Annotated in this window: 13 protein-coding genes; 9 read left to right on the plus strand and 4 right to left on the minus strand. The window is 63.8% G+C overall.

Annotated features, from left to right (window positions below; genetic code table 11):
* Positions 1-19: 19 nt before the first annotated feature.
* Positions 20-1,759, plus strand: a complete 1,740-nt coding sequence (locus ACTF4R_RS18930; RefSeq protein WP_440009754.1) for a thiamine pyrophosphate-binding protein — start codon at positions 20-22, stop codon at positions 1,757-1,759.
* Positions 1,760-1,781: 22 nt separating this feature from the next.
* Here ACTF4R_RS18930 and ACTF4R_RS18935 read toward each other — a convergent pair whose 3' ends face one another.
* Positions 1,782-2,789 (minus strand): C-terminal binding protein, encoded by a 1,008-nt coding sequence (locus ACTF4R_RS18935; protein WP_440009756.1) that lies wholly within the window; start codon positions 2,787-2,789, stop codon positions 1,782-1,784.
* Positions 2,790-2,896: 107 nt separating this feature from the next.
* Here ACTF4R_RS18935 and ACTF4R_RS18940 point away from each other — a divergent pair, with 107 nt between their 5' ends.
* Positions 2,897-3,961, plus strand: coding sequence for a Gfo/Idh/MocA family protein (locus tag ACTF4R_RS18940; protein WP_440009758.1), 1,065 nt, complete (start codon positions 2,897-2,899; stop codon positions 3,959-3,961).
* Between the two features lie 3 nt (positions 3,962-3,964).
* On the opposite strand, the gene ACTF4R_RS18945 is transcribed toward ACTF4R_RS18940, so the two are convergent.
* Entirely contained in the window at positions 3,965-5,197 is a 1,233-nt protein-coding gene (locus ACTF4R_RS18945) for a mandelate racemase/muconate lactonizing enzyme family protein (RefSeq protein ID WP_440009761.1), read from the minus strand.
* Positions 5,198-5,226: 29 nt separating this feature from the next.
* On the opposite strand from ACTF4R_RS18945, the gene ACTF4R_RS18950 reads away from it, so the two are divergent.
* From ACTF4R_RS18950 to ACTF4R_RS18980, 7 genes are all read left to right on the plus strand, one after another.
* Positions 5,227-5,469 (plus strand): hypothetical protein, encoded by a 243-nt coding sequence (locus ACTF4R_RS18950; protein WP_440009764.1) that lies wholly within the window; start codon positions 5,227-5,229, stop codon positions 5,467-5,469.
* The gene (locus ACTF4R_RS18955; protein ID WP_440009767.1) at positions 5,462-6,265 is read left to right on the plus strand and encodes an HpcH/HpaI aldolase family protein; all 804 of its coding nucleotides are present in this window, start codon (positions 5,462-5,464) and stop codon (positions 6,263-6,265) included. Before ACTF4R_RS18950 ends, ACTF4R_RS18955 begins: the two co-directional genes overlap by 8 nt.
* A 103-nt stretch (positions 6,266-6,368) precedes the next feature.
* Positions 6,369-7,523 carry a scyllo-inosose 3-dehydrogenase gene (gene iolM, locus ACTF4R_RS18960; RefSeq protein WP_440009768.1) on the plus strand — a complete coding sequence of 385 codons (1,155 nt, stop codon included), beginning with the start codon at positions 6,369-6,371 and terminating at the stop codon, positions 7,521-7,523.
* Between the two features lie 223 nt (positions 7,524-7,746).
* Complete coding sequence (locus ACTF4R_RS18965; protein ID WP_440009770.1) at positions 7,747-9,000, plus strand: extracellular solute-binding protein; 1,254 nt, start codon at positions 7,747-7,749, stop codon at positions 8,998-9,000.
* Between the two features lie 13 nt (positions 9,001-9,013).
* Positions 9,014-9,952, plus strand: a complete 939-nt coding sequence (locus ACTF4R_RS18970) for a carbohydrate ABC transporter permease (protein ID WP_440009773.1) — start codon at positions 9,014-9,016, stop codon at positions 9,950-9,952.
* A 7-nt stretch (positions 9,953-9,959) separates the two neighbouring features.
* Positions 9,960-10,871: a carbohydrate ABC transporter permease gene (locus ACTF4R_RS18975; RefSeq protein WP_440009776.1), complete on the plus strand. Its 912-nt coding sequence runs from the start codon at positions 9,960-9,962 to the stop codon at positions 10,869-10,871.
* A gap of 74 nt (positions 10,872-10,945) precedes the next feature.
* The gene (locus tag ACTF4R_RS18980) at positions 10,946-12,094 is read left to right on the plus strand and encodes an ABC transporter ATP-binding protein (RefSeq protein ID WP_440009778.1); all 1,149 of its coding nucleotides are present in this window, start codon (positions 10,946-10,948) and stop codon (positions 12,092-12,094) included.
* A 166-nt stretch (positions 12,095-12,260) separates the two neighbouring features.
* Here the strand turns inward: ACTF4R_RS18980 and ACTF4R_RS18985 are convergent, their stop codons facing one another.
* On the minus strand, positions 12,261-12,995 hold the full coding sequence (locus ACTF4R_RS18985) for a universal stress protein (RefSeq protein ID WP_440009780.1): 735 nt from the start codon (positions 12,993-12,995) through the stop codon (positions 12,261-12,263).
* Between the two features lie 2 nt (positions 12,996-12,997).
* Entirely contained in the window at positions 12,998-14,425 is a 1,428-nt protein-coding gene (locus ACTF4R_RS18990) for an APC family permease (RefSeq protein ID WP_440009933.1), read from the minus strand.
* Positions 14,426-14,546 lie beyond the last annotated feature (121 nt).

Below are 14,546 nucleotides of genomic sequence, written 5' to 3' on the forward strand. Positions count from 1 at the left end.
GTCGATGGTGTTCGTTGTCATGGCGGAGCTCAACGGGGGCGAGATCATCGCCGAGTATCTCGAAAAGGAGGGAGTAGAGTATCTCGTCGGCATTCCGGGACACGGGAGCACGAACCTACTCGACGCGTTCAACGACTCCGACGTCGAGGTGATACAGCCTCGACACGAGCAGGGGGCGGCCCACCTCGCGGACGGATACGCTCGTGCGAGCGGGAAACCGCTGGCCGTGTTCACTTCCATCGGGCCAGGCGCGACGAACACCGTGACGGGAGTTGCGACGGCCTTCGTCGATTCGATTCCGATGGTCGTGTTCACTGGCGGTCCCCAGACCCACGAGTACGGGGAAGGCATCTTGCAGGAGATAGAGCGCGAGAAGCCGGGCGACTTCCCGAGCGTGATGGAGCCCATCACGAAACAGAGTTTCGTCGTCCACGACGTCGAGCGACTGCCGCGAATTCTCCGGCGTGCATTTCAGGAGGCGCTGACCGGTCGTCCCGGCCCGGTTCACGTGGAAGTGCCGATGGACGTTCAGGGTGCCGTGGCCGACGTGGAGATACCCGACCCGGAGCACTCGCGGGTGCAGAGCCGGCCCGGTGGCGACCCCGAGTCGGTCGCGGCGGCCGCCGACCTGCTGGCGGACGCCGACCGCCCCGTCATCGTCCCGGGCGGCGGGTGCGTGTTGTCCGAGGCGTGGGACGAGGTTCGGAGCCTCGCCGAGTATCTGCAGGCACCGGTCAGTCCAACCTTCCAGGGCAAGGGGGTCGTTCCCGAGGATCACGACCTCTTCGTCGGCTACGCGGGCTGGATCGGGAGTACCGCGGCCAACGAACTCGCCAGCAACGCCGACGTGATCCTCGCCATCGGCGTGCGGTTCTCGGATCTCCACACCTCGTCGTTCGAACCGGGCGTGAGCTTCGAGATTCCGCCGAGCGAGCTCGTCCACGTCGACATCGACCCCCACGAAATCGGCAAGAACTACCCGGTCGAAGTGGGCATCCAGGGTGACGCCAAAGTCGTCACTGACCAGATTCACGACGCTGTGGCCGACAGGACCGACCCGGTCGAGACGGACGGCAACGAGTACTACGAGGAAGTCCAGCGACGCTGGGACGAGTGGGTCGAGATGGTCGAAGCGCGCAGAGCCGACGACGGCGTGCCGATGAGCATCTCTCGCGTCCTGGCGGCCCTTCGGGAGTCCATGGACCGAGACGGTATCGTCGTCTCCAGCGCGGGCCAACCGCAGGAGACGACCAATCCCGAATTCCCGGTCTACGAACCGCGAACCAACGTTTCCTGCGGCGGGTTCTCGACGATGGGCTTCGGCGTGTCCGCCGCCATCGGCGCGAAACTCGCTCGCCCGGGTCGTCAGGTCGTCGCGGTCGAGGGCGACGGCAGTTTCCTCCAGACCAACCAGGAGGTCGCCTGCGCGGTCCAGCACGACGTCGACCTCGTGTACCTCGTCCTCAACAACCACGGCTGGAAGTCGATTCGGAACCTGCAAGTCGAGAAGTACGGCTGGGACCGGGTGCTCGACACCGAGTTCGACCCGGAGACGGACATCGATTACCTGAAGCTCGCCGACGCGTTCAACGTCGAGTTCGCCGAGCGAGTCGTGAAACCCGAAGCGCTCGTCGACGTCCTCGACGACGCGTTCGCACACGACGGACCAGCCGTCGTCGAGGCGATGGTTCGGCCGGACGATCCCGACTCGGGGGCGATCATCACCGGCGAGTGGGACCTCGCCGACCTGGAGAACTGATCCGCTCGCTGTTTGCGTCGATCTACGACACGTCGGGACGGTTCACCGCGTTCTCCGGTCGCGTCCCCTCGAGAACGCGGCGGACGTCCCGTGCCGCTTTGCGGCGACGCTCCCTGTCCGCCTCCCGGGAGTACCACGCGACGTGCGGGGTGAGCACGACGTCGTCCCGGTCCCGGAGGGCGCTCTCGAACGGCACTCGCCGTCCCGACGGCTCCGTTTCGAACACGTCGAGGCCCGCCCCCGCTATCTCACCGGCGTCGAGCGCCGCGATCAAAGCGTCCTCGACGACGATTTCCCCCCGCGAGACGTTGATCAGTGCCGCCGTCTCCTTCATCGTCCGGAACGCGTCTGCGTCGACGAGCCCCCTGGTCTCCTCCGTAAGTGGTGCGTGGACGGAGACGACGTCCGCGGTCTTCAGAACGCGTTCGAACGTTAGTTTCGACGCGCCGTGGTGCGCCATCTCGCTTTCGTCGACGTAGGGGTCGGTTGCCACGACGTCCATACCGAACGCCTGCGCTTTCCGTGACACGGCTCTGGCGATACTGCCGAACCCGACCAGTCCGAGCGTCGAACTGCTCAGTCGATGGATATCGGCGTCCGGAACCCGCCGTTCCCACACGCCCGCTTTCAGCGTCGAGTCGTACTCGAGGAGGTTCCGTGTGAGTGCGAGCAGCAAGAGGAGCGTGTGTTCGGCCACTTCGTCCTGGCAGTAATCCGGAACGTTGACGACGTAGATTCCGCGCCTCGCTGCCGTCTCGGTGTCGATTCCATCGACGCCGATGCCACAGCGAGCGATGACCGCGCAGTTCGCGAGCGACTCGACGACCGCAGTCGTGTACGGTGCGGTCAGGAGCCGGTCGATTATCGCGTCGACGTCGGCGAACGCGTCGATCGCGTCGTCCGTCGTTTCGATGTCGACCGGTCGGAGTTGCACGTCGAGTCCCTCGAAGACTCGTCGCTCGACCTCGAGGTCGAACTGCCGCCCACCGGTCACTCCGACGTCGAACGGTGGACCTCCGTCCGTGCTCATACGCTATCCCCGCTTCACCGTTCCAGAGTATAAAGGTAGTCCCGCAGGACGATGATAATCGATACCAATACACACCTTTTTATCCCCGACGCTTGTTGAGGGGTACGATGCAGTTCGGAGTCCTCGGATGTGGGCGCATCGCACAGATTATGCACATCCCGAACGTCGCCGCGTTCCCCGAGACGGAGCTGCACGCTATCGCCGACCCCGCCGAAAACGTACTCCAGTCCGTCGGCGACCGGTACGCCGTCCCGCACCGATACACGGATCCGACCGAACTGGTCGCGGATCACGCGGCCGAACTGGACGCCGTCATCGTCACGACGCCGATGCACACGCACGTGGACGTGGCCGTCCCCGCCCTGGAGGCCGGAATCGACACGCTCGTCGAGAAACCGCTCGCAGTGACGGTCGAGGACGCCGACAGACTCGTCGAGGCTGCCGACGACGCCGACGCGACCGCGATGGTCGCGTACAACAAGCGCTACGAGCCGGCGTATCGGTTGGCGAAGCGGGAGCTCGACCGAGTCGAGGAGGTCGACCTCGTCACCTGCCTCGACGTCGACCCCGATTACGCCCATACCGTCCCGACGGTCTACGACCTCGTCGACCCTGAGCTTCCGGACGCGTTCGTCGAGGACAGCGCCGACGAGCGCAGGAGGCAGGTCGAGGAGGCGATCGGCACGACCGACGAGACGCTCGCGTGGGCGTACGACTTCCAGCTCGAACACGTCTGTCACGACGTGAACGTGCTCCGCGGACTCTTCGGTCGCGTCGAGGAGATCGGACACGTCGACATCTTCGCAGACGGAAAGTACGCGACGGCGGCGCTCGAGTACGAGGACGGGAAACGGTGCATCCTCGAAACCGGCCTCTCGGGCCGTAACTTCTTCGAGGAGTACGTTCGCGTCGACGCGCCCGACCGTCTACTCACGCTCGAGTTCGGCCATCCGATGCTTCGGTACAATCCCGCAACGTTGCGAGTGAAACAGGGCGTCGAGGACCTCACCGACACCGTCTACACGCCAACCCGGGAAGAGGCGTTCAAACGGGAACTCGAGTACTTCGTCGACTGCGTCCGCGGTGATGCCGACGTGCGTACGACGTTCGCCGAAGCCCGCGACGACGTGGCGCTCATCGTCGACCTCTTCGAGACGTACCGGGACGAGTGATGCTCACCGCTCGTGCTCGTCGACGACTCCCCAGTCGAGTTCGATGCCCAGTCCCGGACCGTCCGGCACTTCGATGCGTCCGTCGTCGATGAGGTCGTCGCCCGCGACGAGGTCGTCCCACCAGGGCACGTCTCGGGCGTGGTACTCGAGGGCCAGGAAGTTCGGAACCGCCGCGCCCACGTGCACCGAGGCGACGGTCGCGACCGGACTGCCGATGTTGTGCGGGACGAGGGTTCGATAGTGAGTCTCGGCGAGGTCGGCGATCTTCTTGGTCTCCGCGATGCCGCCCGTTTTCGGCACGTCCGGCGCGAGGAAAGCGACCGCTTCGTCCTCGATCAGGTCGCGGAACCCGTGGCGACCGTACCGATTCTCTCCGGTCAGGAGCGGCAGGTCGACGCGCCGACCGAGTTCGGCCAGCGCGTCGGTGTTCTCCGGCGGAAGTGGGTCCTCTACCCACGCGACGTCGTACGGCGCGATGGCTCGACAGAGCGCTTCCGCGGCCTCCGGACTGAAGTTCCAGTGCAGGTCGACCGCGACCTCGGCCTCGGTTCCGACTTCGTCGGTCACCGCCTCGACGAGCCGGCGTTTGTGTTCGACTTCGGCGGTTTCGAGGTGGCGCGCCTTCCGATCACCGCCGTGACCGGCAGGAACGTCCAGGTCGAATTTGACGATGTCGAACCCGTCGTCGACCGCGCTCCGTGCGGCCGCCGCGTACGCCTCCGGCCGGTACGTTTCCTCCGTCTGTCCCTCTTCGGCCGACGAGACCATCGCGTCGCCGCCGTGGCAATCGGCGTACACTCGAACCGAGTCCCGCATCTTTCCGCCCAGCAACTGGTAGACGGGCAGATCGAGTAGCTTCCCCGTCGCGTCCCACAGCGCGATTTCGACCCCGCTGATCGCGATCGTTCCCACGCCCTGCTGGGAGCCGCGACCGGAGAGGCTCGCACGCATCAGGTTGTACAACCGTTCGACGTCGGTGGGGTTCTCACCGACCAACACCGGTCGAAGGTAGTCGGTGATGATTTCGTGGACGCCGGGGGAGGGGTAGGCCTCGCCGACGCCCACCGTCCCGTCGTCGGTCTCGACCGTGACGAGCGTCCACGGGAAGTTCCCGTCGATCACCCTCGTCGAGAGGTCGGTGATCTCTACCCCTGCAGTCGGCCCGTCCCGGTCGGGCGTCACGTCGAAGTCCGCCCACATCGTGGCCGCGAGTTTCGAAGCGAAGTCCTCGTACATGGCTTTTACCGTTCCGCGAACGCGAAATCGTGGCGAAAGTGGCCGCCTCTTCCGCTCTTCGAACGTTCCGCGACGACGACTGTGTCGGTAGCGACGGGATTATACTTTCCGGTGGGTGTCGACTGCTTCTCGCGGGGGCGAACCCGGCGAGCATTTTTATGTCGTTCGGCGTGAAAACCGGAAGTAGACCTGCAGATGACGCCTCGAAGCAGGGCAGTTCATGGCAGGAGACCGCCGACGTAAACGACCAGCGACTGTACAATCATGACTAACGAGCTGAAAGAATCCATTCGGGCGTACGAGTATCCGGCCGGGACGTGGGTATCTATCGGACATCCGACCGTCGCGGAGGTCAGCGCGATGTCGGCGTTCGACTTCGTCCTCGTGGACACCGAACACACCGCGATGCATCTCGAAACCGTCGAGAACCTCGTCCGGGCAGTCGACGCCGTCCAGGAACCCACGGCCGCGGTCGTCCGAGTGCCGTGGAACGACGCGGTTCGACTCAAGCGAGTGCTAGACATCGGCGTCGACGGCGTGATGGTACCGATGGTCGAAACCGCCGACGAGGCGCGGGAACTCGTCAGGGCGGTCCGATATCCGCCGGACGGAATCCGCGGCGTCGCGTCCGGTCGGGCGTCGGGCTACGGACGCGACTTCGAGGAGTACGTCCGCACCGCCAACGGAACGAACCTCACCATCGTCCAGATCGAGACGGAAGCGGGCCTCGAAAACGCCGAGGCGATCGCCGCAGTCGACGGCGTCGACGCGCTGTTCGTCGGGCCGGCGGACCTCTCGAGTTCCCTCGGGATGTTCTCGGAGTGGGAGTCGCCCGGACTCGCCGACGCGATGAAAGGAGTTGTCGAGGCCGGACATCGCTCGAACACTCCCGTGGGGACGCTCACCGTCGACCCCGACGACGTCGAGACTCGACTCGAACAGGGCTTCGACTTCCTGATCGTCGGCAAGGACACCTCGCATCTCCGTACCGCGAACGAGGAGGCCAAGGAACTCTACGACCGGACGGTTTCCCGAATCGGTGATACCGAATCCGGGGGTCGGGACTGACGGTGCGGCCATCGTCTCCGAAGGTACGGGGCGAACGCCTCGTCTGACGGGGCGTTACAGGATACCACACAACATTATACCGATCGATCGCACAGTGGTTCACATGCAAGCTCTCGTCCTCGACGGGGACTGGAATCCACGTCCGGACTACGACCTGACCGACGACGAGCGACGGACGCGGAACGCGACGAACGCGTCTCAGGTGTGGACGGACCCGACGCTGCGAGTCGTGGACCGTGACCGACCGACGCCGGCGCCCGACGAGGCGCTCGTCAGGGTCCGGTACGCTGGCGTCTGCGGCAGCGACGTCTCGATGATAGAGACGGACGACGAGGGATACCTCCACTACTCGGCGTACGCTAGCCTGCCGAACGTTCTCGGTCACGAGTTCTCGGGCGAGGTGGTCGAAACCGGCCCCGACGTGCGGCTGTTTTCCGAGGGTGATCTGGTCACGGCAGAGGTGACGGACTACTGCGGGCGGTGCGAGACGTGCCGACGGGGGTTCCACGGCCACTGCGAGAACTTCGAACAGATCGGATTCACGATTCCCGGTGCACACGCGGAGTACGTCGCCGTCCCCGAGAAGATCCTCTGGGACGTGTCCGCACTTCGAGCGTCGTACGACTCCGAGGACGACCTGCTCCGGGCCGCGGCGACGGTCGAACCGAGTACGATCACGTACTACGGGCTGTTCGGCCGGGCGGAGGGTATCGTCCCCGGCGACTACTACGTCTTCCACGGGGCCGGTCCCATCGGTCTGACGGGCATGAACGTTGCGCGCGCCGCCGGGGCCGGGACGGTGATCGCGTTCGAACCGTCGCCGGAACGTCGGGAGATCGCGCGCGCGCTCGGCTTCGAACACGTCTTCGATCCGACGGTGGCGGATCCCGCTACGACCGTCCACGACGTGACCGACGGCGAGGGGGCCGACGTCCACGTCGAAACGGCCGGGGCCGTGCGACAGACCTATCCCGCCATAGAGGACTCGTTGGCGGAGCGAGCGAACGTGGTTCACATCAGCAACGCCGGAACGAGCCCGGAGATCGATCTCCGGAAGTACCAGGGCAACTCCGCCCAGATATACGGATCCGAGGGCCACACCGGTCAGCGGATCTTTCCCCGGGTGATTCGGCTGATGGCCGCGGGGCATCTGGACAATCTACCGCTCGTCACCGACACGTACGCCCTTTCGGACGCCGACGTCGCAGTTCGAAAGGCGGCAGAGCGCGTCGACGGGAAGGTGCTTATCGAAATATGACCCCTCCGTCCGACCGAGATGTCGTTCGGGGTGGCCGTAGTTCGCGACCGTAGATCGAACCGTACGTGTAGCATAGGCGAACAATAGAGAACGTTTTATTATCCGTGATATTGTACATCGGGTCATGCCATCACATGGCAGAGATGCGGGGGGAGAGTCATCCGTTCGTTCACGAACGCGACGCCGATTCCTCGGTGCGACGGCAGGACTCGGGGCTGGATTGGTGTCGGGATACGCTAGTGGATTCCGAGCGAACCAGGCCGCACAGAGCGTTTCCGTAGCCGCGGTCGGGGGTGGAGAGGGAGAGCTGTTCCGTCGTCTCATCAACGAGTACGTGCAGGACGACACGGGGGTCAACGTCGACGTCTCGTTGTTCCCGTACGCCAACCTGTTCGAGCGGACGAACAGCGTCCTGAGTACGAACGGAACGGCGTTCGACATCGTGTTCATGGACGATCCGTGGTTCCCACTGTTCGCCCGGTACGTCGACCCGATTCGGCAGTGGCTTCCGAGCGACATCCCGGAAGATCAGTTCATCGACACCACGATCGACATCGCGACGTGGCCAGCGCCGCGCGGTCCGAACCCGCCGTCGGCACAGGGACAGGAGCAGCAACTCAAGGGACTCGTCGTCGTCGGTAACACGCAACTGTTCGCGTACAATCAGCAGTTCTACGACCAGGTGAACGAGTCGGAACCGAACACGTGGCAGGACGTACTCCGCGCGGGCCGGAAGATCGACGAGCAGATCGATGGAACCAGCGGATACAACATCCGGGGCAGGCGTGGGAATCCCATCATGGCGAACTTCTTCAGCCTGGGGATGTCCAGAATCGGGGACATGTTCGACGAGAACTGGCGGTACCGGTGGGACGACCAGAACGGTGCCGAAACCGTGAGCTTCTACGTCAACGACCTGAAGTCGATCAGCCCGGATGGCGTCGCGTCCTTCGACAGCGACCAGGTGCTCAACAGCCTCGGGGACGGAAGCGCCGCACAGGCACCCGCGTGGCCCGCGGCCGCGTCGATTCTCCTCAATCCGGAGCAGGCCGACGAGGCGGACAACATCCGCTTCACGGTGATTCCCGAAGGACAACGACGCGCCCCGCAGCAGGGCAACTGGATCACCGGCATCAACTCGTTCGTCAGCGACGCGAAAAAGCGGGCCGCCGGGCAGGTGCTGCGGTCGTTCGTCTCGCAGGAAGCACAGGAGATGTACGTCGACCTTGGCGGCGTCCCCTTCCGACGAGACACGTTCCAGAACAACATGGACGCTCAGCCGTGGTTCCCGGCGCTGTTCGAGAGTCTCCAGACTGCGCAGTGGCGGCCCCGGACGCCGCTCTGGAGCGAACTCGAGGCGACCCAGGGCAGGCTCCTCAACACCGCACTGACCGGACAGATATCGCCACAGCAGGCGATCACCCAGATGAACGACGAGGTAGAGAGCATACTGGAGCAGGCGGAATACTACGAGTAAATCGGACGGCACTATGGCCATCGACACCGCCGACGAGTCGGCGACGCGCGACCTCGAAGAAATCATCGAAACGCAGCACGACTGGCGAGAGCGGATCCTGCTGTGGGTCGACGACCATCTTCAGTGGTTGCTGACGCTCCCTGCAGTGGTGATCCTGTTCGCGCTCACGTTCTATCCGCTGGTCCGTGCGGCGGAGATGTCGTTGCACCGGTTCCTCCCCGTGGGACGGTCCTACGTGGGATTGGAGAACTACGTGGACCTCGCCAGCAACGAGGCGTTCCTCCATTCGCTCTGGGTGACCGCGAAGTTCATCGGCATCGCCGTGAGCGCCGAGTTCCTGCTCGGGTTCGCTATCGCGGTAGTGCTCAACAGGAATCTCAAGCAGCGGGGGCTCCTGCAGACGCTCATCCTCATTCCGATGATCCTGTCGCCGACCGTCATCGGACTCATCTGGCGGTTGCTGTACGCCCCGAACGGACTGCTCGATTTCCTCGCACAACCGATCATCGGTCACAACGTCGGCTGGATCAGCGAACCGAACGTCGCGCTCTACTCGGTCATCCTCGCCGACGTCTGGCAGTGGACGCCGCTCGTCGTGCTGGTGATGCTCGCCGGCCTGCAGTCGATTCCGAACCACGTGCGCGAAGCGGCCATCATGGACGGCGCGTCGCGCCGCCAGCGGTTCATCGACATCACTCTTCCGTACCTCAAGTCGCTCATCGTACTCGTGCTCATCATTCGCGTCGTCGACGCGCTCAGAGTGTTCGCCAAGGTCTTCATCCTGACCCGCGGCGGTCCGGCGAGTACGACCAACGTGATCAGCATGGAGATGTACCGCGTCGCCTTCCGGTTCAACAACTGGGGGGAGGCGTCCGCGATGGCGATTTCGCTGCTCGTCATCGTCCTCGTGACCGCGATCACCTTCGTCAAAACGGCAAACGTCGAATTCTAACAGAACCATGGCTACAGAACCAGACGAACGACAACTCCCGTTCACGATGCCGACCCGGAGCGAACGCCTGTACGACCGACTCGTCGAAACCGGGGTCGCGAGAGGGTTGACGTACCTCGGACTCGGGGTCTATCTCGTCTGGACCCTGTTCCCCGTCTACTGGATGATCAGTGGATCGCTGAAGACCCGGAAGACGCTCCTGTCGTTCCCGCCGCACTGGCTTCCCTACGAGATGGAGTTCGGCAACTATCTGCATCTGTTCGCCCAGCGCCCGGAGTTCACCCAGTTCATCGTCAACAGCGTCACGGTCACCATCGTGACGACCATCGTGGCGACGCTCATCGGCGCGTGTGCCGCCTACGGATTCGTCGCGTTCGACTTCCCGTACAACCTCGATTTCCACCTCCCGTTCTACATCCTCTCGACGCGGTTCATGCCGCCGATTGTGACCATCATCCCGCTGTTCGTCATCCTCCGCGATTTCCAGCTCGTGAACACGCTTCAGGGGCTCATTCTCGTGTACGTGATGTTCAACGTTCCGTTCGCGGTCTGGATGATGAAGGGATTCTTCGACGAGATTCCCCGGAGTATCATCGAGTCGGCGATCCTCGACGGGCATACACACGCCGGGGCGTTCTTCAAGATCGTCCTGCCGCTCGTCAAACCGGGCCTCATCGCGGCCGCCATCTTCACGATGATAATCACCTGGAACGAGCTCCTGTTCGCCATCATCCTCACGTTCGACGAGTCGGCGATGACGCTCCCGGTCGGCCTCGCGTCGTTCATCACGAAGTACTCCGTCGAATGGGTGAACATGACCGTGGCGGGAACCATCGCGCTGGTTCCCGTGCTCGTGTTCGCGTTCGTCGCACGCGATCAACTCGTGCGAGGGTTCAGCATGGGGGCGGTCGAGAAATGAACCGACCGAACGCGTCTTCGCTGAGGAAACTACAAGTACTCGCACGCTGTTACCACGTATCAAGGTGAACGTCGATGGTGCGCGTCAAATACGAGTCCGTCGAGAAGCGTTTCGGTGATACGCTCGCGGTGGAGGACATCGACATCACGGTCGAGGACGGCGAGTTCGCCGTGCTCCTCGGCCCCAGTGGCTGCGGGAAGACGACGACCCTCCGATGTCTCTCGGGACTGACCGAACCGACGTCGGGGCGGGTGTACCTCGACGACTACGACGTGACCGACGTCCATCCGAAGAACCGAAACACGGCGATGGTGTTCCAGAACTTCGCGCTGTATCCGCACATGAACGTGCGGAAAAACATCGCCTACCCGCTGAAGGTTGCCGGAGTGGACAAGGCGACCCGCCAGGAGCGCGTCGACGAGGTCGCGGAGATGCTCGAAATTCCGGAGCTTCTGGACAGGGACGTCGGCCATCTCAGCGGCGGGCAACGGCAACGGGTTGCTCTCGGTCGCGCTATCATCCGTCGCCCGTCCGTGTTCCTGATGGACGAGCCGCTGGCGAACCTCGACGCGAAGCTGAAGATCAGTATGCGAGGCCGAATCAAAGTTCTCCAGAAGGAACTCGGCATCACGACGCTGTACGTGACCCACGACCAGGAGGAGGCGATGACGATGGGGGACAAACTGATCGTGATGGACCAGGGGCACATCCAGCAAGTCGGCACCCCCGACGAAGTGTATCACGAGCCGACGAATCGGTTCGTCGCGGGATTCATCGGCTCGCCGAGCATGAACTTCATCGACGTGGAGGTCTCCGAGGACGGACTCGTCCGGACGCAAAACGTCGACGCGTTCGAGTACCGATTCGAGTCGGACGTCGCCGCACGCTACGCCGATTACGACCACGTCGAACTCGGGGTTCGGCCGCAGTATTTCACTGCCCGGTCTACGCCGGGCGACAACACCATCGAAGGGACGGTCGAAGTGACCGAACCGCTCGGCGACGAACAGATCATCGACGTCGTCGTCGGTGACGAGTCCGACGCGGCAATCGAACTGACGGTGAAAGCACCGAGTACCGTGGAGGCTACCCGCAACGAGCCTATCTGGCTCGGTATTCGGGACGAACTCGTCCACGGATTCGACCCGGAGACGGGGCAACGTATTGCTCGGGAGGAAGACCACGAACACCGCGTCGCCACCTCGGAGTACGGCCAAACGTGACAGCGGTCGGTACGCGCGGGACTCGTTGGTCACCCATCCGCGCTGAACCACTGTCCTACGGCGCGCCACTGCAGACGACGAAAGCGACGAAAAACGCGCTCCCCGCCGAGTCGAGGCCGTCGACCCAGCCAGTCGGGAACTACACCCGACGAGCGGAACCATCTCCCTACCCGCTGCCGTCATCCGTGGCGGATTCGTGCTGAACCACCAGTACCGGACCGAGGAACCGCTCGGCGACCTGGTCGACTGGCATCCCGAACACGAACGTCACCAGGGACGGATCCGATTCGCCCATGACGACGGCGTCGAACGCCGCAGCGGCGTCGACGATCGCGTCGAGGACGTCTCGGTCGCGTTCGATTCGCGTCTCGATCGCCGACTTGTCCATCCCGAGAGCCGTCGACCGGTCCGCTACCTCGTCCAGGACCGTCTGGACGTCATCGTCGGTTTCGTCCGCACCCGCTACGTGATACAACGTCACGGAGATATCCGTGTCACCGAACAGGCCAGCGACGACCCGGGCGAGACGGTCCGCCCCGACGGCACCGCGAACGGCGACGAGCACCTCCTCTGGCGGTGCGGTCGCGTTCGGGATGAGGACGGCCAGACAGTCGTACTCGGCAATCGTTCGGTCGAGCGTTTTCTGCTCGTCGTGGGTAAACACGAGTCGTCGCTCGGTCGTCGCCCCCGCCTCTTCGAATATCGTTTCGTATTCGTCGAGCCTGTGGATGGCGCGTTCCTCGAACTGCATTCGAGCCTGTCCTGGAGCGGTCTGTTCCGGAATGACGTGATACCCGAGCAACACGACGTGGGCGTTCGCGAGAAGTTCGGGGACGCCCTCCGGAATCGCTTCTCCTTCGAGCACGCGAATCGGGACGAGTATCGACGGTCGGTCTCTCATGGTCAGACGTCTCCTCTGAGTGTAACGTCCCCAGCGTAATAGCGGTACCAGAGGTACGACACGATCATGACTGCGATTCCGATACCGATGGACGCGAGTTGCATGAACGCGATCAAGCCGAAGCTGGCGAGCGCACCGAGGGTCGGTAACAGTGGATAGCCCGGCATTCGGTAACTGGGGGTGTACCAACCCGGATTCCGCCGTCGCAACACGATCATCGCGACGCAAATCAGTCCGTACATGACCAGGTGGAGGAACGAAGCTACCTCCGCGAGCAACTCGACCTGGCCAGTAGCGACGAGGACGAGAATGGGACCGCCCGCTGCGAGCAACGCGACGTGCGGCGTACCGTACCGGAGGTTGATCGTGCTCGCCGTTCGCGGGAGCAAGGCGTCGCGGCTCAGCGCGTACACGGCCCGGGAGGCGCTGAGAATCGAGGCATTCGCGCTCGAAAACGTCGCCAACAGGCCGGCACACAGGATCGCTACCGCGCCGGGGAACCCGAGCAGGTCACGAGCAACCTCGACCATGGCCGTTTCCCCGAATCTACCCAGACGGTCCGCGCCGAACACGCTCGTCGCGACGAAAATCGTCACGACGTAGAACACGGTGACGACGAGTACCGAGCCGACCATCGCCAGCGGGAGATTCCGACCCGGCTGTTCGATCTCCCCAGCGACGGTTGCGACCTGAGCGAAGCCCAGATACGAGGTAAAGACCAGTGCAGCGGTCGTCAACACCGGGAAGTAGCCCTGTGAGAAGAACGCCTCCGAGATGGTTTCGCCACCGAACACGCCGACAGCGTCGAGGGTACCGTACGTGAGGAAGCCAGTCAGAACCACGAGGAGAACACCCACCACGCCGTTCTGGAGTTTTGCGGTGTTCTCCGTTCCGCCGATGCTCAACACCGTCAATCCTGCACCGAACAGCAGTCCGGTCGCGACAACCGGGTCGAACGAGAGTCCGACGCCGATTTCGGCGAGGATGGCAGTCGAGTAGTGCCCCATCCCGACGAGATAGAACGCGGAGGCGAACACCAGACCCAGCCACAGGCCGAGGCCGACGATCGCACCATAGGGCGTCCCCATCCCTCGCGAGATGAAGTAGTAGCCGCCACCGCTTCGAGGCATCGCCGTGGCGAGTTCCGATGCCGGGAGGGCCACCAGTAACGCGATGACGCCGCCGATCGCGAACGAGAGAGTGGCCGCGAGACCGGCATTGTTTGCCGCCAGGCCCGGGAAGACGAAGATGCCCGCGCCGATCATGGTGCCGATTCCAATCGCCAACCCGCCGACGAGGCCGATCGTCCGCTCGAGTTCGACGTCGTCGTAGACCGTAACGTCGTCCGTCACTGCTTCCGGCTCTTCGGCAGGTGCCTCACCGGCGACGTTCCTCCCCGTCGTTTCCCCGTCGACAGGCTGGTCGGCCATGTGACGTCGTCGTTCCAACCTCTGGATAATTATGAGTAGCGGCCACCCGCGTACTACTCGGCTGCTCGTCGACCGGCTCAAAGGCCTCCCTCCGTTCGTTCTGGCTCTCTCCTCCACGTTC

Origin of the sequence: Halomicrococcus pelagicus, assembly GCF_051917725.1 — an archaeon.
GTDB lineage: Archaea > Halobacteriota > Halobacteria > Halobacteriales > Haladaptataceae > Halomicrococcus.

Excerpts from the sequence above, each read along its gene's own strand:
- ACTF4R_RS18930 (WP_440009754.1), top strand. The coding sequence starts at position 20 with ATGGCGGAGCTCAACGGGGGCGAGATCATCGCCGAGTATCTCGAAAAG.
- ACTF4R_RS18935 (WP_440009756.1), bottom strand. The coding sequence starts at position 2,789 with ATGAGCACGGACGGAGGTCCACCGTTCGACGTCGGAGTGACCGGTGGG.
- ACTF4R_RS18940 (WP_440009758.1), top strand. The coding sequence starts at position 2,897 with ATGCAGTTCGGAGTCCTCGGATGTGGGCGCATCGCACAGATTATGCAC.
- ACTF4R_RS18945 (WP_440009761.1), bottom strand. The coding sequence starts at position 5,197 with ATGTACGAGGACTTCGCTTCGAAACTCGCGGCCACGATGTGGGCGGAC.
- ACTF4R_RS18955 (WP_440009767.1), top strand. The coding sequence starts at position 5,462 with ATGACTAACGAGCTGAAAGAATCCATTCGGGCGTACGAGTATCCGGCC.
- iolM (WP_440009768.1), top strand. The coding sequence starts at position 6,369 with ATGCAAGCTCTCGTCCTCGACGGGGACTGGAATCCACGTCCGGACTAC.
- ACTF4R_RS18970 (WP_440009773.1), top strand. The coding sequence starts at position 9,014 with ATGGCCATCGACACCGCCGACGAGTCGGCGACGCGCGACCTCGAAGAA.
- ACTF4R_RS18975 (WP_440009776.1), top strand. The coding sequence starts at position 9,960 with ATGGCTACAGAACCAGACGAACGACAACTCCCGTTCACGATGCCGACC.
- ACTF4R_RS18980 (WP_440009778.1), top strand. The coding sequence starts at position 10,946 with ATGGTGCGCGTCAAATACGAGTCCGTCGAGAAGCGTTTCGGTGATACG.
- ACTF4R_RS18985 (WP_440009780.1), bottom strand. The coding sequence starts at position 12,995 with ATGAGAGACCGACCGTCGATACTCGTCCCGATTCGCGTGCTCGAAGGA.
- ACTF4R_RS18990 (WP_440009933.1), bottom strand. The coding sequence starts at position 14,425 with ATGGCCGACCAGCCTGTCGACGGGGAAACGACGGGGAGGAACGTCGCC.